This window comes from Pseudoalteromonas sp. SaAl2 (assembly GCF_052947895.1).
The window spans coordinates 2,387,644-2,409,906 of record NZ_CM129605.1; the positions used below are offsets into that span (position 1 = coordinate 2,387,644).

Below are 22,263 nucleotides of genomic sequence, written 5' to 3' on the forward strand. Positions count from 1 at the left end.
AGCGTTTGATAATGTTGCGAGTATAATTTTTACAAACTCTATTTTCCTTCCTTTCTCATATTTACACATATAGATTTATTACACTTGCTTACAAAACTAAGATTGTAAAACCCGCTTAATTGTTAACAATACATTTACAAAAATTACCAATGATTAAAATTAAATGGAACTTACAATGCTCAAGCCTTTATTAGCTACATCAGTTTTATTTTTAGCGCCACTTGCTTTTGCTAGTCAGCAATTGACTATAAAAACCACAAAAAGCTTAATTACAACAGACTCACCCATTGTGTTTGCTTTTAATGACGAGCTGCAACAGCTTGCGAAGGTTGATTTAGCAAATAACCAAAACCAAATGCTAACTTTACCTAAAAATTTAATTGGTTTTGATACCGCGACACTTGCAAATACTTTAAACCCTCAAGCGCTTATTTTAGCCACTGATGGCGTCTATCTGAGCGAGCAGAGTAAAAGTACACTGCTGTTTAGTTTTGAGTCTGTTTTAAATCAATTGGAGGTCGACAAATTTACTAAAGTTAACTTTGTCATTGACGCGAACAATGATGGCCTAAGCGATATATTATTGCCTGATATTGAAACAAACACGCTGTATCTTCAGGATCAACAAGGTAAGTTCCACCCTCACGTATTTACCAAGCAAGCGCAATTTCAAGGTGACTTTAGATCTAAACAATTTAAGTTAGATATCGATATTAGTATTGCCCCCCAAGTGATAGATATAAATCAAGATGGCCACACTGACTTAGTATTTAGCAATGATAAACAAGCCAACGTATTACTAACTAAAGGCGCAACCTTTGCAGATAAAGTGACTGACATTACTTTTCCGGTAAAGTTTGGTAAAACAGAAAACGACAATTATCACTATATAGACTTAATACGTGATATCAATAATGATGGTTTTGTAGATCTGATCAGCAAAATTATGCCTGATGCTGATGGCATGGATACCATGAGTGCGACAGTGCATCGCAACCTTTATATGGGCCTTGCAGGCGGGGGATTTTCTACACAAGCGCGTACATTGCCACAAACAAGTATGATAGGTAACTTAAAGTTTGACGAAGACTTTAATAACGATGGCTTAATGGAGTTACAACGATTCAATATCGACTTTGGCTTTGGCACATTGGCTTCTATGGCCATGGGAGGCGGTGATACCGATGTTGATGTTGAATTTTCTGTTCACAAGCAACTTGCAGATGGCACATTTAGCGAAGAACCCAATGCCGACTTTGAAGTTGAAATGCCACTTTCTATGTCAAATAACTCGTCATTAAAGCCTTTGCTTTTAGCTGATATTAATGGTGATGGTAAACTCGACGCTATTTATAAAAGCGGCAGTAAAACACTGTCGGTCTACTATGGTGATGATGATTTACTCAGCACTAAACGCAAAAAAATCAAGCATAAACTCCCTGATAACAATAGCGATATACTGTTAGTCGATATAAACAATGACGACAAGAAAGACTTTGTTTTTAAATTCACTGAAGAAGACGGCAGTAGTACCATAAAAACCGTTATCAATTAGCAAAAAGCCAGATGCACACAACTGCATCTGGCTGTAATTGTTTAATGCTGTAGCACTTTTATTAAAAGTTAATATTGAGCTTTAAATATCCACGACGACCGAGTAAGTCATAGGTCATGACATCGGTATTGGCGTCATTCCATGATGTTAAAAACGGCGCTTTTTTGTCGAATATATTATCAATCCCTAAAGATAACGACGTACTTTGCGTAATAAAATAGCTGCCTTGAATATCATTATAAATAATACTCGGTACTGAACGCCCAATTGGACCGCCACCATTGACATCATCAGCGGTGCCAATATAGCGCATTGCATAATAGGCTGACCATGACTGCGCTTTTACACTCAAGCCTAAATTTGCTCGCCATTTGGTATAACTGCCCTGATCTTCGGTGATATAACCTAATAGACTTTGCGTATCTTGCCCTGCAAACGGCGTATTTTCATGTTTAAGTAAGCGTGTCGCATCAAGTTCAAACTGGCTAGTTAAACCAAAAAGCTCTGTATTGTAGCGTGTATTAAAATCAATCCCACTGACTTTTTCAAATGCCGCATTTACTGGGCGTTGACTCAATGAGTTAACTTGCCCGGTTACCGGGTGACGCGTAAATGTGTCGCAATATGCACTGTAAAGCTCAGGATCGGTATAACATAACTTTAAAGTATCTGAACCATTAACGGAGGTAATGGCGTCCTCCACTTCTATGTCAAAGTAATCAACGGTTGTAGAGAGCCCTTCAACAAAGTGTGGCTGCCAAACCATACCAAATGTAAAGGTATCTGCTGATTCAGGGTTTACATCGGGGTTGCCGCCAACTGAGGTGCGTATTGTGGTGCCATCTTGCACAAAATCAACAGGTAGCCCAGCTGCTAAACAGTTTGTTGCAATAGTACCGGTGGCGCCTTCACAGGGGTCTATCGTACGCAGGTTTTCAGCATTTGTGCCGCCAAATAGCTCCGTGATCATCGGAGTTCTAAACGCCGTAGATTTAACCCCACGTAACATCAAACTATCAACCACTTGCCAAGTAAGCCCGAGTTTATAAGTCATCTTACTGCCAAACGTACTGTAATCTGAATAACGTGTAGCCACTTGTGCTTCTAAGCTTTCCAGTACTGGAATTGCTAATTCAATAAAACCTTCTGTAACTGAGTAACTGCCATCAATGGCATCTTCACCACCGTTTGCAAGTACAGTTGAATCCGGGTTACGCCAGCCTTTTTCATCACGCTTTTCAACCCCCGCAGCAAAAGCTAAAGCCCCTGCTGGTAATTCAATAATATCGCCTGATAGATTAAAAGTAAGCGACCTTAATTCATTGCCACCATTGCCTTCTCGGCGATATTTTACATAATCAATCACCTCTGGCGTTAGTTCGTTGACACCAAACCAATCACCACACGGGATTGCTGCGCCGCTTTCGTAGCTACAAACATTTTCATCTAACGTATTAGCAACTTTGGCTATGTCTTGATCGAAAGTCCAACCATCAGTGCCAGTATTGCGGCCATAGTTGTAAGCTAACTGCCAATTCCAATCATTATTTAATGTGCCATCGAGTCCAACAACAATGCGGGCTGTATTGGTTTCTTGAAAAAAATACGGCGCACCAAGCTCAACATTGCGACGTCGTGTTATTTCTAAGTCTTGCCCTGTTGGGTTATATAGAAAGTCTTTTGACACCATGATGCCGCTGATACTACGCGGCGTTACAATCTGTTCCGATTGACGATTGCTATATTGTGCTTCAGTAAATAGATTTATGTTACTAGTAAGCTGATAGGTAAAATTAGTCGATAAGTTAATACGTTCGCTTGGGTTAACGGCATTTAAGTAACCGATGTAATTAAAGCCGTGTTTAGCTGAGTCATATGCTTCATAACTATTGCCATCACCGTTTGGATCTTGATTAAACTGCACACTGCTACCATCAGCTAATAATGCCCGTCCACCAGCGGTTGTCGCACTACCAAAACACTCTAACTGGCTGCTGCCATCAGCATTTACAGTTTCGCTTTTAGCACAATCAATACGGTCAGATTGCCTTACCGCTTCGGTATTTATGTAACTTGCGCTAAAAACAAAGTGTCCTCGGTCAAACTCTCCACCGACATTAAAACTCAGCTCTTGGCTTTGCCCTTCACCATCATCGGCAGCGCCTATTTGAGCACTAAACTCGGCGCCATCTAGCTGTGTTTTGGTAATGATGTTAACCACCCCCGCAACGGCATCAGCGCCATAAATAGCCGATGCACCGTCTTTAAGTACTTCGACTCGTTCAATAATTGAAGTAGGTATCATATTTAAATCAACTGAACTATTTGCCCCTGTACCGCCATTAACTATACGTCGCCCATTGAGTAGCACTAAGGTACGTTTGATCCCCATGCCACGAAGGTTAACTTGAGCCGTGCCATAACCACCGCTGGTCCAATAGGCATTAGTAGCATTACCTGCAACCCCAGCAGAAAATGACATTCGCTGTAATAAGTCTTCAACATTAACGATACCTGTTTGCGCTATTTGCGCAGCATCTATTACGGTTACTGGGCTGGCATTTTCAAAATCAGTACGTTTAATGTGCGATCCAGTAACATTTATGCGTTCAATATTATCGTTTTGTTTATTAGCAAATACGTTAAAGTTTATCAGTGCAAGTGAAATGGCAGAAAGTGCCATGAGGTTATTCATAAATATGACCTATTAAAATTTTTATTTTAAAAATAGGCGCTTATGATAAAGATTTTAGGAATATTGAGAATGTGACAAATTGTCGCAGTATGAAGTGAACCTGTGAATGAAAGCCATCCACAGGTAATTTAAGATGCTTAAACTTTTAAAGAAAGCAGAGAGTCGCTTTGTGATAAGCCAAACTTTTCTTGTACAGATGCTAGGATAGATTCTTTATCTTCGTCATTTAGTTGCTCAGAATAGTTTTCAAGTAGTTCATCTAAATAACTAACAACATCTTCAGTATTAACTTGCTCTACACCACCTTGAGGCGGTGGACCAGGTGGCCGGCCGCCTTCAGGACGCCCCATTTCACCCACTTGAGCCGCATCAAACCCAGCATCAGCCATCAGCTCTTGCATTTCTTGACCTGGCTGGATCCCCGCTTCCTGAAAAGCTGTAACGATAGACTGTGCATCAGCTGAAGATAGGTTCTCAGGGTCAAACTGAGCTAACGTTTCGTTTAGTAACTCTGTTTGTTCACTTGTAAGTGGCTCAGCTTTTTGGCGTTGCATTGGCTCAAAATTAGCGCCTGATGAAATACTATTGATCATGGTTATTCCTTATCTTTGACGACGTGGTGGTTTATGGTTTTGAAGTTCTTGCTCTGAAATCTCACCATTTTTATCAGCGTCAATCTCATCAAAGATAAGTTGAATATCGTCAACGCCTGGCGGGAGCTCTTGTTCACTAAATTCGGCAAAACTAATCACGCCATCTGAGTCACTATCAATGCTTGAAAAGTCAGGACGTGGTGGCTTGTTCTCACGGCCTTTGGCATCTACATGTGCTGTAAACCCAACACATAATGCTGTTAGTAAAGCGATTGCTGTTAACGATTTCATATCTCAACCTCTTGTAAAATAGAGTTAGTGAAGTAACTAATTACAAGAGTATTCTTAAAAAGCGCAAACAATGTGCAAGAAATAAGGAAGTTTAGGGTTTTACAAAACGATAACCAACACCATAAACAGATTGAATAACGCTATCTTGCTCGCACACTTCATCCAATTTTTTACGTAATTTTTTAATATGGCTATCAATGGTGCGAAAGCTAACAATGCGCTGATCGTCGTACATATTATTCATTAAGCTCTCACGATTAAATATACGATTTGGCTTTTCAAATAACGGCTTAAAAAGCTGAAACTCAACACTGGTGAGTTCAACCGAACGCCCCTTAAAATGAACACTATAGGTCGTTTCATCTAAATGCATATCTGAATTTTGTTCCGGTTGAGCAAGTTCACTTCGCCTCAGTAAAGACTTAACTCGGGCAACCACTTCTGCATAACTAAATGGTTTACAAACATAATCATCAGCACCTAACTCTAATCCAAGTAACCGATCTATTTCTTCTACTTTGGCCGAGACCATCATAATAGGCACAGTTGAAAACTGTCTTATTGCTTTACAAAGCTCGATTCCACTTACACCAGGCAGCATGACATCAAGTAAAATTACACTCGGGTGGTTTTCTTTAAGCCAAGGAAGTACTTCATCACCTCGGTGAATTTGGTGAGTCTCAAAATGTTGGCTTAACAAAAAATCACTCATTAAATTAGCCAATTTAAGTTCATCTTCTACAATCAGGACTTTAGCGGGTGCTGACATTTTAATGCTCCACAGGTATGTTAATGAGTATTGCTAAACCACCTAATTTAGATTTCTGCGCGGTAATGTCACCTTTGTGGGCATGCACTATATGCTGACACAGTGATAAGCCTAATCCTGACCCGCCCTGTTGGCGGTTTCGCGCATCATCAACTCGGTATAAATATTCAAACAGGTGTGGCAAATGCGTGTCTTCAACGCCGATGCCATTATCTTCGATGCGAATATGTATAAAACTTTCTTCAGAAACAGTGAGTAACTTAACTAGTAACGCTAACCTTGAGCACTGAGCATAATGAATCGCGTTCATTAAAATATTGCCAAATAGCTGCATCAAGCGAGTTTTATCTGCATTTAATTCAATCTTAGTCGATAATTGTAATACAGAAAACTCAATATTATGTTGTTCAAATACCGGCATATACTTTTGCTGCACGGCCGTTAATAACTCATTTATTATCAGTGGTTGCTTGGTAAAGTGCATACCTCCTAACTGAGCACTATTAAGCATATGTAAGTCATCAATCAATCGCTTTAAATGATCAGCTTCATCATGCGCAGAACGAATATTATCAATAGTAAGGGGGCGCACTCCTAATTGCATCGCTTCCAGCTCCCCCATCAAAATTGCAATCGGCGTACGCAGTTCAGTGTGATGTATTAGCAAGCCAGCGCTTTCGGGCTTGTTCATTGTGAGCCAAGGTTAATGCTAATTTATTAAAGTCTTCACTTAATTGGCCCAACTCATCTTGGCGCTCGAGCTTTAATTTATACTCAAAGTTACCTTGGCTGAGTTGCTGCATCCCCTTGGCAATTTGTTTCACGGGGTCGACTAAGTTACGTGCTAAAAAGAAGGAAATAAGCAGTGTAAATAACACCGCAGCTATACCAATCAGCCATAAATAGCTGGTTTGTTGCTCTAAAAAATCCAGTTCATAGCCATCTATTAAACCATGACGCTTTGATACTGCTAAATACCCTATAACGACTTTATTTAACTCAATAGGTATATTTGTATAATCAAGGTCACCTTTGTAACGCCCTGCGACTAAAGCCTTTTTACTATCGAGCAGTGCGTAATCCGCTTCATGCCCAGGTGGAAGTCTATGCTCTGGTGGTTTGGGTTCGTTCATACGTTGATCTTGATCGTCAAATGCACGCGGCGCTCTTTCTCGCATAGGTCTGCTGGGTACAAACTGGCTATCTCTTAATTGCTTTTGTATTAACCTAAAGAATTGTCGGTTATCCCCTCGGATAGATTGCCATGATGCCTCAGCCTCATATTGTTGCGAAAAACTAGCTATAAGTGGCTGTAGTGCTTTAACTTCTTTTGCATTTACATAATTAATCATGCCTTGGCCAATACTCCATTGCATTAGCAGTATTAGGCCTGCGATCAGTACAAAGCTGAAACTAAATAAAATAAAGAATAACTTGTTATGTATTTTCATCGGTCACTTATAAAAGAAAAAAGTATCCATACTTTTTTAATATTTAGCCATCAATTGGAAAACTTTCAAAACGGTAAGTCACTAATGTATCGACTTGGTCGTTAATATACAAAGTAGCCACTATTTTTTTGTTATTTGCTGTCCAATACATGTGTCCATGGTTATTTAATGTGATAGAAATGGTATTCAAACCTGCACTAAACAAATCAGCAGGTAAATGTACGTACTTGCCGTACACTCGCTGAATTTTAACCCCATTGATGTATAAATGGGCATGCCCTTTTAACTGGTGGGTCGATTCGTCAAGGTCTGCGGACATTAACTGCATCATATTTAGCCCTGTTGGTGGTGGCATAAATATATAACCTTTAGTATTTATACTTAAGTTATAACCTGACATTACATCAGCCTCAAGTGTTAAACTAAGTGCAGGCACAGTGGCATTATCTGGCACAGCGATCGGTAAATGAGAATGATCCATTTGCATTTGTGCCATGCCTATACTTAGCTTAAATAGTAATACCAAGCAGATACTCAAAAGCGTTATTTTCATATTACCCCCTAAGAGCGCGGCGGCGGGCCCATTACATTACCAGTGCTGCAACTGCCGATTGAATTTTCAGGTAACTGACCTTTAAAACGCGGCCCTATTTGATAAGGGAATGAGGGCTGTAATTTACCATCAGAGTCTTTTACTAACGTAATATGGTAATGGTAGCCTTTACCGTCATTGGTATCATGGCCATTATGCTCATCTAATTGTGCCCCAGTCACTTCTTTTTGCACGTAATAGTAATCTTCAAAGTAATAGCCATCATCGGCAGCCAAAGTATTTCCTGATAAAGTAGAAACTGATTCGCCAATAGCAGGTCCAGCTTGCGTGGTTTCAACCCCTTTGCTGACATCATATTGATCCACTAAAATACAGCTACGCTGACCTTCGGTTGCACACCCACCTTCACTTGTTGGTGCACTATAATCCCGCATTTCCCAGCCACTTAATGCGAGTTGTTCTTTACTTTCATAAGGTCCATACAGTGGATATCCATCTGCCGCGAAACCATAAATAGGTGAATGGTCCGAGCCGTCATCATTAAGCATAGTTGCTAAACAGCTTGTATAAAAATGATGATGATACTCACCATTAGCAGCATGACCACCGCAAACATCTACATCATATTGTTCTGCTATCGGGGCTAAGTTGTACCATACTCCTTGACCATAACTCATACCATCACCCCAGTTAAATATGCTGGTGCCATTAACCATTAAACCAATTGTGCCAAGCCCTGTTTCACACTCGGTTTCGTTCTCTGTCGGTTCAAGAGTGAAATATGCATCAACACTTTGTTCAGTTGGGCAACCTGGACCTGGCGGCCAATAGCCACTACCTCCAGTATCAGTACAATTTTCAGTACTACTGTTATAACCAATGTCTTCGCCAAATAATACCGTTTGCCCAGCCTCTGCGGTGGTTACGCCGTTTGCAAAATCAGTGGCTGCACGAGGGCGATTATTCAGCCAATCAACTTGCTCTTGGCTAAGTGTTACATCATAGCGAGGGACACCTGCGGTATTAACATGCATATACTCTACATCTAATAAACTAACAACTTCAGCAAGCTGTACATTTTCGGTGACCCCGGTACTGCCATTATTGATGTAGGTTGATGCGCTATTATTGTTAATTATCCAACTTGAGATTAAATCAGTATCACTGTTTTGAGACACCGTTATTGTAATTTCTACGCTATCACTAACAGCATCATTTACACCGTCATCAACCGTTAAAGTAAATACTAAGGTTTCAGTTTCTGACAACGTGGGAATTATTATTTGTGTAGCGATATCATTGGGCTCGTTAATTGTGACCGCAGTACCTGATTGCTGTGACCATAAAATAGTGACATAGGCATCATCATCGTCATAACTGCCTTGTAAATAAACGCTATCGCTATTGTTTACTAACTGATCAACACCAGCATTAACAATTGGCACTGCATTTATAGTTTCATCATCAACCTCGGAGCTACTATTGCATGCGGCTAAACTTGTGCATAACACGCTCAAAGCAAACATTTTCGAAATAGGTTTTAATAAAGACATAGCACACCTCTGTATTGATATTATCAACCAGAGTACACACACAAAGTGTAAACATTGTGCAAAATGCTGACAAAGTATTTACTTATTTATGAGTGGCCGCTTTAAACTAAAAAGTTCAGTTGTTTTGGTAAAGTGATCACCGCCCATTTTACCAATGGTATTTAAAGCATTCGGGTCGATATAGCCATCAATAAGCACGCTGTCATCAATAAAAACCCCTACGACATCAAGCAACATCATTTTACCACCAGCGGATTGTTCACTAATGGTAATCACCTCGCGAAGGGTGCACTCATAACGAACTTTTGATGACGCGACACTTAAAGGTTTTACTGTTTGGCTTGCTGTAGACTCGATATTTGCAGCTATAAATTCACTGACTTCAGGTGAGTAGTTTGCACAGCTTTGGTTCATTTTCTCAACTTGCTGCTCACTGACAATATTAACCACGCACTCTTTATTTGTGATTAAATTAGTTAGTGTATCTTTGTTTTGTTTATCTCGTGGGTTTACCTGAGTAACACTTAATACAGGAGGGTTAACACTGGCCACAGTAAAAAATGAATAAGGCGCAATATTTGCCACGCCACCAGCACTAAGCGTACTTACCCACGCAATTGGGCGAGGAGTAATACCGCCTACTAGTAGGTTATAAATACTTGGTTTTTCGTGATGCTGGGTTAAATCTAAAAACACATATCGCTCGCTTTAGTAATGAAGAAATAAAAAGTCACACGTATTAAACGTGTTCAGTGTTTGTCACGTATTGAAACACAATGGATTAGTAAAACCCTAATGGCAAGTTTATTATATGACACACTCTGTATATTGGTTCACCAATGACTTACGGTTATCAGACAACAGGCTTTTAAGGCGTGCATGCGAACAAAGCTCATCAATCAGCTTTATTTATTGCATTAACCCTGAGTGGTTTAAAAGCAACCGTTTTAACTGTCAAACATTAGGCGCACAGCGATGGGCGTTTTTGGTTAAATCGCTGCACCAATTAAACAACCAGCTAAATGCACGCGGCCAACACTTGGTGGTTTATTTTAAAGCGCCGCTGGACGTGATTGATCATTATTACTCTCATCACAATACCCGTGTGATTTACTGCAGTGACCAAATTGGCTTATACGAACGGCAATCTCTCACTGCTATCACCAATAAATACAGCGAGATTACACTTAAACAAAGTAATACATTTACCTTGTATGACATGCATCAACTGCCCTTTGATTTAAGTGAACTGCCGTCAACATTCAGTAAATTTCGTAAAAAGGTAGAATCATCAAACCTCTCTATAAAATCGCCTGTACAGAGACCAAGCCATTTCCCTGCGCCGTTAATTGCCCCTGTACCTTGGCCTAAATCTTTACCTAAGGTTGAACAGGTAAACTGTGAGTTTGATGCGGGTGAAATAGCAGCTAAAAACCATATTGACCAGTACTTTTCAAGTTCAGCTCCAAGCAAATATAAACTGACTCGTAATGCCCTTGATGGCATGGCAAATTCAACTAAATTTTCGCCTTGGCTTGCCAATGGTAATGTGTCGGTGCAACAAATCATGCACGCATTGCAAGAATATGAGCAACAACACGGAGCGAATGATTCAACTTACTGGATTTACTTTGAGCTACTTTGGCGTGAATATTTTCAGCTTTATAGTGTGCGCTATGACCATCAATTATTTGCATTTAGCGGCATAAGTTCAAACAAACCACTCACCAGTTTTTATCCTGGACGCTTTAAACAATGGTGCATGGGCACCACCCCCTACCCCATTGTTAATGCGTGTATGAAACAACTCAATCAAACGGGCTATATGTCTAATCGTGGACGTCAACTGGTTGCCAGCTGCTTAGTCAACGAGCTCAAATTAGATTGGCGTTTTGGTGCGGCTTACTTTGAACAGCAACTCATTGATTACGATGTAGCAGCGAACTGGGGCAACTGGCAATATCTTGCTGGGGTGGGTGCTGATCCTCGCTCTGGCAGGCATTTTAACCTAGTTAAACAAACTCACACTTATGACCCCGGAAATACCTTTATTAAGCGCTGGCGAGGTGATGAGGTTTATAGCATAGACTCAGCCGATGCTGCAGATTGGCCATTAAGCAGTTACTAATGCGCGAAAAAGTTAATATAGTCTGGTTTAAACGAGATTTACGTTTATCTGATCATCAGCCACTTAAGTACGCGTTTGACAGCGCACTGCCGACCCTGCTTATTTATAATTTTGAGCCGCTGCTGCTTGATGATGCTCACTATAACGAGCGTCATTGGCGTTTTGTTTATCAATCGTTGATTGAAATGAATAAACAGCTCGCGCGCTTTAATGCCCGCGTTTATCTGTTCAGCAACCCTATGGATGAACTACTCGATTCATTAAACAAGCAGTTTGAAATTGCCAGCTTATTGAGCCATCAAGAAATCGGCTTAAATAATACGTTTGAGCGCGACAAAGCAGTAAAAAAATGGTGTAAACACCATGCAATAAACTGGCTTGAGTTTTCTACAGGTGGGGTTATACGCGGGGCCAAAAATCGTAAAGGCTGGAACGAACATTGGCATCAATACATGCACAGCCCTATTGCTATTCCAAACTGGAAAAACGTTAATACGGTGACATTAAACGATTACCAAGCCCCCTCTTTACCCGATACCTATACAGAGCAAAACCCACACTTTCAAATTGGCGGTGCGTTGAAAGCCCAGCAAGTCATGCAAAGCTTTTTTGAAAGTAGAGGCAAAGGCTATCAAAAAGGCATTTCAAGCCCCAGTTTAAGCCAAACCCATTGCTCTAGGCTCTCGCCTTACTTAGCGTGGGGCAACATTAGCCTTAGGCAAGTGTACCAAAAGGCAATCGATGCATATGACTCAAACCACCCTGACAAACGAGGCTGGAAGCGCCCACTAGCGGCGTTTGTCTCGCGCTTACATTGGCATTGCCATTTTATGCAAAAGTTTGAAAGTGAATGTTCAATGGAATTTAAAGCGCTTAATGCGGGGTATCATCAATTTCCCTACCGCGACGACGATAAGGTCGCTGAGGATATACAGCGTTGGGCCCAGGGGCAAACAGGCGTGCCGATTATTGACGCCTGCATGCGCTGCTTAAAACACACCGGCTACATTAATTTTAGAATGCGCGCCATGTTGGTCAGCTTTGTAACCCACCACTTAAACATAAGCTGGCAGCAAGCGAGTTTCCCCTTAGCTAACTACTTTTTAGACTTTGAACCGGGCATTCATTATCCGCAAATACAAATGCAAGCCTCAGTGACCGGTATCAACACCATTCGCCACTACAACCCAATCAAGCAGTCTGAAGATCAAGACCCTAACGGAGAGTTTATAAAAAAGTGGTGCCCAGAACTTGAAAAGCTGCCCATAGAATACTTACATGAACCATGGCAACAAACGCCAATGGAAGCGTTATTTAACGACTTTAAAATAGGCGAAGACTACCCTGAACCTATGGTGGATTTAACAAAAGCCTCAAAAGAAGCGCGCGATAGGCTGTGGCAATACCGTAAACGGCGCGATGTACAACAGGCTATCCCAGCGATACTCAAAGCCCATGTAAGCGTTACACCGCGACCAAAAAACACTAAAAAGAAACGTAACAATGGCGCATAAGAAATTACATTTACCGCAAAAAACCTGCCCCGTTTGCAACCGTGACTTTACCTGGCGCAAAAAATGGCAACGGGACTGGGACAACGTAATTTACTGTTCAGAGCGGTGTAGGCGAAACGCAAAATAAACCTTGGTGTCAATATTGCAAAACCCTACTCGAGTATCGTGTAAATACCGATTAGCCGGTATAAGCATGAAGAGCTTGCAATGTTATTGCAAACTTTACACAACAAACCCAAGGAGACATTATGACGATTAAAAAATCAGCATCAGCCAATTGGTCTGGGGATATTAAATCAGGTAAAGGATCAATAAGTAGCGAAAGCGGTGCACTTGAGGGCCAGCCATATGGGTTCAACACTCGCTTTGAAGACAAAGCTGGCACTAACCCAGAGGAGCTGGTTGCAGCAGCCCACAGTGCTTGTTACAGCATGGCGCTCTCACTGGCACTCACTGAAGCAGATTATGTAGCCGATGACATCAAAACCACCGCAACTGTTAGTCTAGATGAGGTTGATGATGGCTTTGAAGTGAGCCACATTGCGCTCAATGTAGAGGCTAAGATTGAGGGTATTTCACAACTAAAGTTTGACGAACTATGCGTACAAACCAAAGAAGGTTGCCCAATATCGAAGCTAATGAATGCTGAAATATCACTGTCGACGCAGTTAAATTAATACAGTAGTTAACTATTAATTGTTTATAAGCCAAGCTATTTTGCTTGGCTTTTTGATGTTTATGGTTATACCAATTCGCTTAATTGAGGAGTCAATTTTGAGGTAAGAAAACCTCGCCACTAACAAGGCAAAATTACGTTATTTAGTTGTTCTCGCAATTGCTTCTGCATTGCTCTACCTCCTGCATCCATGCAGTCGTAAATCAGAAGTTTTAAACGCCGTTAGCGTCAGGTTCAACCCTCTAAATAATTTAGTATTATTGCGGGCGGTATTACTAGCTTAAAAATTTCTTGCTACAGTAAGCTTGTATTAAAACTTATCCTTACACGCTTGGGATACACCATCAACCATGCTCACTGTTTTTATTAGCGCCCTTTTAAAATCCGTTGCTTGCTCTGACGTAGGTACTATTTCATAAATGCTTGCTGAGCAGCGATGTTGGTCGCCAATAATGATTTCATAATCTTTATTTTTATCAAATGTATGAGAAATGAAAGTACCACATTTAAATGTGTAGTGATTTTGAACGGCCATAATGTATTGCGCCTTATTAGCGGGAACTAAAATCTCATGGGCTGCCCCATTAGGGTAATCCCACAAAGGCATACCTAATCGCTTGGAAGATTCAGCCCACGACGCCATTGGCTCACCAATTAACCTTAACCACGTTTTTTTATCATCACACTGTGCATTACTGTATCCATAAACCCATGTGTGGTCGTTGCCAACACGCGTGCCAATTCGAACATTTGCAGTATCGCCAGAGGTTGGAACCTCATACTGTACCGCACACCCAGTTAGTAAAAATAATAAAACTAAACACTTCCACATGATTGATTTTCCATTAAATTATGAGGTTAAGGAAAGGTGATTATATGGTTTTATATAAAGCACCAAAATTTACCGAAAAGAATTGTACACGCTTTTAAATCTAATCATACCTTTTCAAGGTACTTTTATTGATGTGGCACGTTAGCTCTATTAGCTAGCTTTTTTTAAAACACAGCTGCTTAGCCGTAGGGTCAGTTTTGATGTGTTTGTTCGATTTTATTTTTATATTGAACATAAATAACCCTTACCTTATTTCCGATTGTGCCCCAGGCACTTTTATTAACTGGGGTTTTTAGTATTGCCCTTTTGATTACACGGGAATGAATTCTTATAGGGTGTTCAAACAAAACTTTATAATTCGTAATCTGACCTTCACTTGTTACATCGAATTTAACTTCAGATTCTGAGTTTACATACGAGCAAGCAGACGGCAATGAGGCTCTAACTTTTAAATTGTCATCGGCAAAAAGTTGTGGTGTCTTACCTAGATACTCCACTCTAGTTTGGAAGGTATCTAATGCCGTTATAGAAGGATCACTGCAAGCTTTTATCTCGCCGAATTGTATAGCACCTACCATAAGTAAAATACTGAGCATAATTTAAAACCTAATACTGCATTAAGAGACTAAAATTGTGGTTTATCCTAAAGCATAAAGACATTATCTATCTAAAGAGACGTATCACCAATAAGGTCATGCTGTAACATCAAAATCTTCGTTGGGTTTTGATTTCATGGATATTTTTCCATTTATAAATACCCTGAAAACATCAAAGTACCCGTGTAAACACGCTGATTTATTATTATGCATTCAAACTCAAGGTAGACTAAGTGCCCTTAGCGTTGCGGGTAATACTTGGCTAAAATAAAGCGAAAAATAAACGCCGAGCAAACATTTGACGTTATTTTTGATGCATTTTTTATATTTGAAATACTCTATTTTTCAATAATTGGCGGGCTTAAATTAAAACGGAATTTTATTTTCTCTTTAAATTCAATTGGAAAATCAATTGCAATATTATGTGATGTAGCTTTCTGCGAAGAAAAATGTCGTTTTGATGAGTATAAAGCCTCTTCAATTGGCGCTAAAGGCAAAGAAGAAGGCGTCAAATCCAAATTTTTAATTTTAACAACTTTCCCTTTTTCATTAAAAGATATTTTGGCAGTCACCTTTCCTGTCTTCGCGTTAATAACCGTTCCTTCTTCAAAAACTGGATTAGGCACTTCCACGAATACCTCTGCGATATCGATATTCACCGAAGGCATACAAGCAAGGCTTGAGAAGCTAAAAGTTAAAAGCACAATAAAGAGATATTTCATAATGACCTTTCAAATATACCAATTTTATCAAAGAGTCCTTTCCCCATTTTTACTTGGGAGGAAAACACAAAAACAATAAATACACTCAACCAAAACTGTACCATTGGGTAAAATAGTGGCTTGAACAATTATTCTAAACGACTAACAAGCAGCTGTTAGTTGCTGTTGTGCTAGCAGTTTTTTGAGTCGCTCGTTTTCTTCTCTTAATAAAGCAACTTCCTCTTCCAGCGGTAATTTTTTATCTGCGGTGTGTTCGCCGTGGCGTTTTTCGCGTAAGTGCATAATGACTTGTTCTGAGCTTACAATGTCACCTACTTTTGCTTTAAAGTTATGAATAACGCCTGCTTGTGGTGTCACTACCTCTAACACGGCTTTTTCAAGTTCTACATCAAACAGTGCTTGATTAACAATGACTTCTTGACCGTCATTCACATAAATAGCGGCTATCTTTGCCTCGCCCATTGAGTCGTATAATTCTGGTGCGTTGATTTCCATCTCTTTTTCTCCTTTATGTTTAAAAACAACTTATGTTTTTTATAACAACGTTGGCATAGAACCATCTTGCTGATCTTTTTCGCTTACCTGCGTAACCACTTGCCTTGGCTGATTTTTTATTGCACTTGTGAGTGTCTCTAAGGCCTGTTTTTGTTCGCTGTGTTGCAAAGCGTTTTGTTGCGTATTATCTACGCTTTGCTGTGCAATAAGCTCAAGCACATCACGATTATTCGCAGCCTTTAACTCACTGAGCAACTGGCTTATTAAGTGTTGAGTTTGCTCGTTGCTGTTGGTGCTTTTTAGCGCTGTTAATATATCGGCTAATTTTTCACTGTGATCCAGTGTAGTCAATGCGCTAAGCAATTGCTCACTCAAGGCGTTTATTTGTACCTCACTACCAGCAAGTAATGCCTGCTGTAATGCTAAAATAGCACTGTTAGGGTTAGTATTGGTTATCGCTTGGGTAAGCTCTGCGAGCTCGGCTTTTGTATTTAATTGCTCGGTTTGGCTATTTAACGCAGCAATAAGCTGTTGCACACCGTGTTGCATATTATTATTTTTAATAGAGTCCCTCAGCTGCTCACTTAATGCATCAATATGCGAAGCCGTATTGTTACTCGCTATGGTCTCTATCAAGGTTTGAAGCTGCTCTTTGTTATCTAAAGAGGCTAAATACTCTGCTAACTGTTGCCCCAGCATAGCTAATGTTTGATTCGTGTTATTTTCAGCCGTGTTGTCTGCTAGCTGTTTGAGCACGTCTTTGTACGGTGTTTGCCCAAAGCCGCTTTCAACAGCTTGCGCAAGTGCTTGTATTGCATGGTTGTTGTCTGTCCCTTGCACATTGAGCCCAAGTGTTTGCAATAATTCGCTGTAATCGTGGCTGAGGTTAGTTTTGCTCAACTTACCGGCAATATTTTGCAATGATTCATGCAAATAACTCATTTGTTCAACAGCCATCATTACCGGGCTGCCCGCGCCATCGAGCTTATTGAGCCTTACAAAATCATATTTGATCTGTGCAAAGCGCTGCTGCTGCTCATCACTGAGTGTACCGCGCAACTCTCCTAGTTTAAGTAAGTTTTCTTCTGAGCCTTTACTGAGAGTTTGCGCCTCGCCGCGATAGTGATCGCGTATTAGATTTTCAAGCTCTTCATCGTTCATGGCAGCGACGACTTTCTCTGCCATTTTGTTCATATTACGGTAGCTACCTTGCAGTTTAAAAGGCGGCTCAGTGCGGTAGTTATTGTCTTGTGCGGCTGAAGCGATGTACTGAGCATTTACTTTTAGCACTGTGTTACGAATGGTCATTAAGCGGGTTAATACCGCTTTAATTTCGTTTGCCTCGGCTTGAGAGTAACCATGTTCAAGCTCATTTAATGAGATATCTTCGCCCTCGCAAATACGCACAAGTTTGTATAAATCTTCCATATTACGATTAGCAAGCGGCGCAAGTACTGAGTTTGAGGTTAATGCATTTTCAATAAAGCTCATGGCAAACTCTTGCTCGCAGCCGGCTAAGGTATCACCTAAGTTATAAATATCAGCACGGTTGGCTAGCATGTCAGGGATTTTAAAGCTCTCGCCAGATTCCGTGTACGGGTTACCCGCCATAACCACGGCAAACTTTTTACCACGTAAATCGTAGGTTTTACTTTTACCGTTCCACACACCATCAATACGGCGCGAACCATCACACAATGAAATAAATTTTTGTAAAAACTCAGGATTAGTGTGCTGTATGTCATCCAAATAGAGCATTACATTATTGCCCATTTCGAAGCTTTGGTTGATTTTAGCAATCTCTTTTTCAGCGGTTGCATTAATCGCTTGCGCTGGGTCAAGTGAGACTTGGTCGTGCCCTATTGATGGGCAGTTTACTTTTACAAAGGTCAGCCCTAGTCGATTTGCCACGTATTCAACAAGCGTTGTTTTACCGTAACCGGGTGGTGATATAAGCAATAACATGCCCATTAAATCACTGCGTTTATTTTTACCCGCAGAGCCAATTTGTTTGGCTAAGTTATCGCCAATAATTGGGAAGTACACTTTGTTAATAAGCTGGTTACGCACAAATGAACTTAAAGGCCGGGCTTTAAACTCATCGAGTTGTAGGCGCTCTTTTTGCTCTGCAAGTATGTCGGTACGCAGGCGATGATATTGCTCAAATGCAGGTACTTGCTCGGTGATGTAGTCCCGTGTACGAGCATAAAATTCAGCATAATCAAGGTTAAGAACCTGCTCTTTTACCCGCTTATGTTGCCCCATTAGGTTTTCAACTTGCGTTGCAGGGGTTACATCTAGCACTTGGTAAGTTAACCCTATGCTGGCACTTAAGTGCAAATAATTAGCGGCTTCCGCTTGCTCAACAGCGCTTATCTGTGGGTAATGTAAGCAATACGCGTTTAACCAGCTTAAATACAACAAAGCACGCTCATCGGTGCTGTTCACATTTTTACGCGCGCTCTCTAATTCACTACTAAAGCCTTTTACCTTTGCCTCATTTGTGAATTGTTCGGCAAGCTTTTTAGCCTGTTGCGACACCACAAAGCTAAGCTTATCTGGTGATTTTTGTTGCGCTAGTTGTTGTATCAAATATCCGGCTGTTAAATCACATGAAAAATCAGTGAAGCGTTGGCACAGTAACGCAACTTGCGGTAAAAAATGACTGACTTGCGTGCTTATTTGTTCGGTTAAATTGGTAATAAATTGTGTTGCTGCAAAGTGTTTATCCATCAATATGGCGTTATTTGCCTGATGATAAAAATTACTTAACTGCTCTGTACTTAATTGCGCACTAAATAATTGCGCAATGATACGGCAACTGGCGGGGTAAATAAGTAAGTCTAGGGTACTTTTTTGCGTCAGTAAGGTGCTTAAAATAGCGCATGCATCGTGATCATGTATGCCTTTTTCATAGCCTTCTTGATAACGCGGTTCAGCAAACTTTTGTACTACATTTAATAAGCTGCCATCCGCTTGCGCATCGTGTAGCTGGCTAAAAGTAAGCGAGTGCTCGCTATTTTCACACGCTAGCAATAATTGCGCTGCAAGGTATTCACCGCGGTAAACTGTGTCATTTTCAGATACCAGAGCTTGTTGCCATAAATGCTTACTTTGCTCAAGTGTGGCAAGGCTTTGCTCATCTTCAATGGCTTCAAAATAATCAGTGCCTGTTAAATGCAGCATTAATTGTTCATCGCGCGGCAACAGCGTTAAATCAAGCAGTTGCTTGTTTACACTAAATGCATGCTTACCAATGCTGACCGTGTTACCGCCATCGGTATAAATATCTTGTTTATCACGCAGTGAACGAATGCCCTGATCTTTACTGGCTTTAAGCTTAGATTGAATATCATCTGCGCGTATTTCATCGCCTAATTCTTTAAGCTCGTCAGTTAATGCGCGTAACTTGCTGATCATCGGGTCAGCGGCAAAGTAGGTATTGAGTTTATCAAGCTCAGTAAAGCTTTGAGCGCGGCGGTTGACGCCTTGTAAAATACGCTCTGCGGCATTGGCCAAATTAAGAGCGCGGCGCTGGCGAGCATCAATCAGGCTTTGTTTGTGTGCTTCAAAGCTTTCGTAAACGTCATCACGCTTGGCAATAATTTCGCTTAGGTATTCATCAAACTCACTAAATTGAGACTCAAGCTCCTCCAGCTGGATAAGCAGCCGTGAAAGTTGGTCATCACAGGCTTCAGGGGTTTTTGCATTATTCAGCGCATTGGTAATGCTTTGCGAAAACAGTTTAAAACGCGCTGCAAATTCCGCTTTTGCCTCAACACTGCCTAAGCTTTTTTGGCGTATTTCAATGCTGGCTTTTGCACGATTAACCAGTGCATAAACGGCGCTGATATCTTCTAATATTTGCGTACGAACGCGACTGTCATCAATGTCCAAATCAAGCATCGTGTGGTTAAGTAAATCAAGTTCTACACTTTGCTCATCCAGGGCTGCAATATAGGTTTTTAGCTCGCTGACACTTTCGCTTTTTGTGCTCAGTGCTTCAAGTTCGCCTAACTTATCATGGTAAGGTTGCAAGGCACTGTCTTGCTGTAAAAATGCCGCTGTAGCTTGGCTTACTTCGCTAAGCTTTTCATCAACGTGTTGTTGTAGCTCGTTAAGGGCATCGAGATCAATGTACTTAATATCTTCAAGGCTGATTATTTGCCCTTTTAATATTTTGAGTGCGTCAATTGCTTGCACAAACTCAGGCGCGGTTTTAAAGCTATCTGGGCGCACTTCACGGGTGACCTCCGTGTACTGCTTATTAATATCAACCAGTGATTGTTTAGCTTTATTTTGAATTTCAGTGACTTTTTCAAACTCGTCAAGCACTTGTTCGGCGGTTTCAAATATACTGTGCAGGCTTGTTGCAATCTCTGCAAATTCGCTCTCGTTAAGCCAATGGTAGCGGTCAAAAATATTACGGCTTAACGCTATCATATCTTCATAGTGATTGAGGCTTGGGCTTTGCTCGCTAATAGCTTTACACACACTGTATAAATCAGAAATACCGCGCACTAAATCAGGGTTGCCTATTTTGCCAAAAAAGCTGGTAAGTACTGGAGCATTGGCAGCAAATTCACTGGAAACAAACGGGCTTTGCCAAATTTGTATTGGGTGAACGCGCTCCGCTTCGTCTTTGTCTGCTTTAAAGGTCAGTGTTAAACCATCGTTGTAAATAGCGTAGCCGTGGCAGTAGATTGGGTTTTGCAGGTTTTTATCAATAATGTTGTAGGCAAACAGCGCATAACGCCCTTCACTTGGCTCGTAAAACACGTACAAAACATCTTCACCGTTAGGTGATTTAACATGACGGTGAAACTCTAAATCGTCTATTTGCTCTTCAAATGAGCGGGCTTGGCCTGATTGTAAATAATAACCACCGGGAAAAATAATCCCGTGGTCTTCTGGTAAGGTTACACATGCACTGCCAATAGCGTCTTGGCGCATAACCTGTTGTGTACGCGTATTATAAATAAAATAGCGCCATATTTTTTCGCGGTATGGCAGTATTTTAAGGAGTATTAAGTCACCCACCAGCGCATAATCAACATCACTGTCAGCAAGGGATTGATTTTTATCATCCACCGCTTCTTGGTAAATACCTTCGCCTGTGTCTGTGCTGTTTTCGATTTTAATGGTGAGTGTACCACCGGTGGTTTCAACAAACAGTTGGTCGGCAATATTTATGTGGGCAAAACGCCCTTCAATGTGATCGTTGCGATCTGTTTTGAGCCATTCAAAATCGTAGTCATGAGCGTGTTGAATATCTCGCTCACCGCGGTTATCAATGTAATTAATGGTGTTATCTGGGTGAATTTCCCAGCGAAAAACGCGTACATCTGTTAACTTGTCACCAATTTGGAATAACGCAAACAGCTTACCATTTTGCTGGTATAGGTGCTGTAGGCTGGTTTGTTTGTAATAGGTATACAGCTCTTCAAAATCACGAATAAACCGGCTGTCGGTTAAAAATCGGGTGGTATCAGGGTAAGGTTCTATTTCGTAATGATCATCTTGTTCAACTAGCTTTTGAACACTGAATACATCACTAATAGCGGTTTCTTTTTTTAAGCCTAACTGTACGTTATAAGCAAAAATGATTTTATCACCCACAATAACAATATCGCGGGGGGTGCAGTTTTGTTCAGTACGAACGCGTACGCGCCCTTTGACTTGTAACTCTGTGCTGCCAAACTCTTCAATACGTTGCTTATTTACTGTGTCTATTTGGGTTTTTAAATCAGTGCCAAAATTAGATAAGCGGCGCTTAATTAAATCGTAAGAGCCTTGCTCTAGCGCTTGTTGAGTTACGTCCGTCATGAAAACCTTTCCTG

Annotated in this window: 19 protein-coding genes; 5 read left to right on the plus strand and 14 right to left on the minus strand. The window is 40.8% G+C overall.

Translation table 11 applies throughout. The features are described 5' to 3' along the window. The first annotated feature begins 175 nt into the window (after positions 1–175). Positions 176–1,555, plus strand: coding sequence for an FG-GAP repeat domain-containing protein (locus ACU8V8_RS11320; RefSeq protein ID WP_446887550.1), 1,380 nt, complete (start codon positions 176–178; stop codon positions 1,553–1,555). A 61-nt stretch (positions 1,556–1,616) separates the two neighbouring features. On the opposite strand, the gene ACU8V8_RS11325 is transcribed toward ACU8V8_RS11320, so the two are convergent. The 9 genes from ACU8V8_RS11325 to ACU8V8_RS11365 form a co-directional block, all read right to left on the minus strand. Next, complete coding sequence (locus ACU8V8_RS11325; protein WP_446887551.1) at positions 1,617–4,250, minus strand: TonB-dependent receptor; 2,634 nt, start codon at positions 4,248–4,250, stop codon at positions 1,617–1,619. A 137-nt stretch (positions 4,251–4,387) separates the two neighbouring features. Next, the gene (locus tag ACU8V8_RS11330; RefSeq protein WP_446887552.1) at positions 4,388–4,843 is read right to left on the minus strand and encodes a hypothetical protein; all 456 of its coding nucleotides are present in this window, start codon (positions 4,841–4,843) and stop codon (positions 4,388–4,390) included. Positions 4,844–4,852: 9 nt separating this feature from the next. Next, positions 4,853–5,134: an EF-hand domain-containing protein gene (locus tag ACU8V8_RS11335; protein ID WP_256827090.1), complete on the minus strand. Its 282-nt coding sequence runs from the start codon at positions 5,132–5,134 to the stop codon at positions 4,853–4,855. A gap of 91 nt (positions 5,135–5,225) precedes the next feature. Next, positions 5,226–5,903, minus strand: a complete 678-nt coding sequence (locus tag ACU8V8_RS11340; RefSeq protein ID WP_446887553.1) for a response regulator — start codon at positions 5,901–5,903, stop codon at positions 5,226–5,228. Between the two features lies 1 nt (position 5,904). Further along, a complete protein-coding gene (locus tag ACU8V8_RS11345) occupies positions 5,905–6,594 on the minus strand; it encodes a sensor histidine kinase (protein ID WP_446887554.1) in 690 nt (229 codons plus the stop codon). Next, positions 6,551–7,354, minus strand: a complete 804-nt coding sequence (locus tag ACU8V8_RS11350; RefSeq protein ID WP_446887555.1) for a HAMP domain-containing protein — start codon at positions 7,352–7,354, stop codon at positions 6,551–6,553. Before ACU8V8_RS11350 ends, ACU8V8_RS11345 begins: the two co-directional genes overlap by 44 nt. A 43-nt stretch (positions 7,355–7,397) precedes the next feature. Further along, positions 7,398–7,907: a hypothetical protein gene (locus tag ACU8V8_RS11355; RefSeq protein ID WP_446887556.1), complete on the minus strand. Its 510-nt coding sequence runs from the start codon at positions 7,905–7,907 to the stop codon at positions 7,398–7,400. Between the two features lie 8 nt (positions 7,908–7,915). Then, complete coding sequence (locus ACU8V8_RS11360; protein ID WP_446887557.1) at positions 7,916–9,460, minus strand: YHYH protein; 1,545 nt, start codon at positions 9,458–9,460, stop codon at positions 7,916–7,918. 78 nt (positions 9,461–9,538) lie between these two features. Then, positions 9,539–10,156, minus strand: a complete 618-nt coding sequence (locus ACU8V8_RS11365; RefSeq protein ID WP_301562494.1) for a flavin reductase family protein — start codon at positions 10,154–10,156, stop codon at positions 9,539–9,541. 115 nt (positions 10,157–10,271) lie between these two features. Here ACU8V8_RS11365 and ACU8V8_RS11370 point away from each other — a divergent pair, with 115 nt between their 5' ends. The 4 genes from ACU8V8_RS11370 to ACU8V8_RS11385 all read left to right on the plus strand — a co-directional run bounded on the left by ACU8V8_RS11370 (position 10,272) and on the right by ACU8V8_RS11385 (position 13,779). Beyond that, a complete protein-coding gene (locus ACU8V8_RS11370; protein WP_446887558.1) occupies positions 10,272–11,588 on the plus strand; it encodes a DASH family cryptochrome in 1,317 nt (438 codons plus the stop codon). Further along, entirely contained in the window at positions 11,588–13,102 is a 1,515-nt protein-coding gene (locus ACU8V8_RS11375; protein WP_446887559.1) for an FAD-binding domain-containing protein, read from the plus strand. Before ACU8V8_RS11370 ends, ACU8V8_RS11375 begins: the two co-directional genes overlap by 1 nt. Then, positions 13,092–13,229, plus strand: a complete 138-nt coding sequence (locus ACU8V8_RS11380) for a DUF2256 domain-containing protein (RefSeq protein WP_441830395.1) — start codon at positions 13,092–13,094, stop codon at positions 13,227–13,229. Before ACU8V8_RS11375 ends, ACU8V8_RS11380 begins: the two co-directional genes overlap by 11 nt. 121 nt (positions 13,230–13,350) lie before the next feature. Next, entirely contained in the window at positions 13,351–13,779 is a 429-nt protein-coding gene (locus ACU8V8_RS11385) for an OsmC family protein (protein WP_446887560.1), read from the plus strand. A gap of 309 nt (positions 13,780–14,088) precedes the next feature. Here ACU8V8_RS11385 and ACU8V8_RS11390 read toward each other — a convergent pair whose 3' ends face one another. The 5 genes from ACU8V8_RS11390 to ACU8V8_RS11410 form a co-directional block, all read right to left on the minus strand. Next, positions 14,089–14,610 carry a hypothetical protein gene (locus ACU8V8_RS11390; protein WP_446887561.1) on the minus strand — a complete coding sequence of 174 codons (522 nt, stop codon included), beginning with the start codon at positions 14,608–14,610 and terminating at the stop codon, positions 14,089–14,091. Positions 14,611–14,801: 191 nt separating this feature from the next. Next, on the minus strand, positions 14,802–15,206 hold the full coding sequence (locus tag ACU8V8_RS11395) for a hypothetical protein (RefSeq protein ID WP_446887562.1): 405 nt from the start codon (positions 15,204–15,206) through the stop codon (positions 14,802–14,804). Between the two features lie 338 nt (positions 15,207–15,544). Further along, on the minus strand, positions 15,545–15,928 hold the full coding sequence (locus tag ACU8V8_RS11400) for a hypothetical protein (protein ID WP_446887563.1): 384 nt from the start codon (positions 15,926–15,928) through the stop codon (positions 15,545–15,547). A gap of 141 nt (positions 15,929–16,069) precedes the next feature. Continuing rightward, positions 16,070–16,423, minus strand: a complete 354-nt coding sequence (locus tag ACU8V8_RS11405) for a biotin/lipoyl-containing protein (protein WP_441830392.1) — start codon at positions 16,421–16,423, stop codon at positions 16,070–16,072. Positions 16,424–16,462: 39 nt separating this feature from the next. Further along, positions 16,463–22,249 carry a DNA repair ATPase gene (locus ACU8V8_RS11410; protein ID WP_446887564.1) on the minus strand — a complete coding sequence of 1,929 codons (5,787 nt, stop codon included), beginning with the start codon at positions 22,247–22,249 and terminating at the stop codon, positions 16,463–16,465. Between the last annotated feature and the right edge of the window lie 14 nt (positions 22,250–22,263).

What these genes read in the sequence shown, in the direction of transcription:
- ACU8V8_RS11395 (WP_446887562.1), bottom strand. Translation starts at nt 15,206, where the DNA reads ATGCTCAGTATTTTACTTATGGTAGGTGCTATACAATTCGGCGAGATA.
- ACU8V8_RS11400 (WP_446887563.1), bottom strand. Translation starts at nt 15,928, where the DNA reads ATGAAATATCTCTTTATTGTGCTTTTAACTTTTAGCTTCTCAAGCCTT.
- ACU8V8_RS11370 (WP_446887558.1), top strand. Translation starts at nt 10,272, where the DNA reads ATGACACACTCTGTATATTGGTTCACCAATGACTTACGGTTATCAGAC.
- ACU8V8_RS11355 (WP_446887556.1), bottom strand. Translation starts at nt 7,907, where the DNA reads ATGAAAATAACGCTTTTGAGTATCTGCTTGGTATTACTATTTAAGCTA.
- ACU8V8_RS11320 (WP_446887550.1), top strand. Translation starts at nt 176, where the DNA reads ATGCTCAAGCCTTTATTAGCTACATCAGTTTTATTTTTAGCGCCACTT.
- ACU8V8_RS11405 (WP_441830392.1), bottom strand. Translation starts at nt 16,423, where the DNA reads ATGGAAATCAACGCACCAGAATTATACGACTCAATGGGCGAGGCAAAG.
- ACU8V8_RS11330 (WP_446887552.1), bottom strand. Translation starts at nt 4,843, where the DNA reads ATGATCAATAGTATTTCATCAGGCGCTAATTTTGAGCCAATGCAACGC.
- ACU8V8_RS11390 (WP_446887561.1), bottom strand. Translation starts at nt 14,610, where the DNA reads ATGTGGAAGTGTTTAGTTTTATTATTTTTACTAACTGGGTGTGCGGTA.
- ACU8V8_RS11340 (WP_446887553.1), bottom strand. Translation starts at nt 5,903, where the DNA reads ATGTCAGCACCCGCTAAAGTCCTGATTGTAGAAGATGAACTTAAATTG.
- ACU8V8_RS11345 (WP_446887554.1), bottom strand. Translation starts at nt 6,594, where the DNA reads ATGAACAAGCCCGAAAGCGCTGGCTTGCTAATACATCACACTGAACTG.
- ACU8V8_RS11360 (WP_446887557.1), bottom strand. Translation starts at nt 9,460, where the DNA reads ATGTCTTTATTAAAACCTATTTCGAAAATGTTTGCTTTGAGCGTGTTA.
- ACU8V8_RS11385 (WP_446887560.1), top strand. Translation starts at nt 13,351, where the DNA reads ATGACGATTAAAAAATCAGCATCAGCCAATTGGTCTGGGGATATTAAA.
- ACU8V8_RS11350 (WP_446887555.1), bottom strand. Translation starts at nt 7,354, where the DNA reads ATGAAAATACATAACAAGTTATTCTTTATTTTATTTAGTTTCAGCTTT.
- ACU8V8_RS11325 (WP_446887551.1), bottom strand. Translation starts at nt 4,250, where the DNA reads ATGAATAACCTCATGGCACTTTCTGCCATTTCACTTGCACTGATAAAC.
- ACU8V8_RS11380 (WP_441830395.1), top strand. Translation starts at nt 13,092, where the DNA reads ATGGCGCATAAGAAATTACATTTACCGCAAAAAACCTGCCCCGTTTGC.
- ACU8V8_RS11410 (WP_446887564.1), bottom strand. Translation starts at nt 22,249, where the DNA reads ATGACGGACGTAACTCAACAAGCGCTAGAGCAAGGCTCTTACGATTTA.
- ACU8V8_RS11375 (WP_446887559.1), top strand. Translation starts at nt 11,588, where the DNA reads ATGCGCGAAAAAGTTAATATAGTCTGGTTTAAACGAGATTTACGTTTA.
- ACU8V8_RS11335 (WP_256827090.1), bottom strand. Translation starts at nt 5,134, where the DNA reads ATGAAATCGTTAACAGCAATCGCTTTACTAACAGCATTATGTGTTGGG.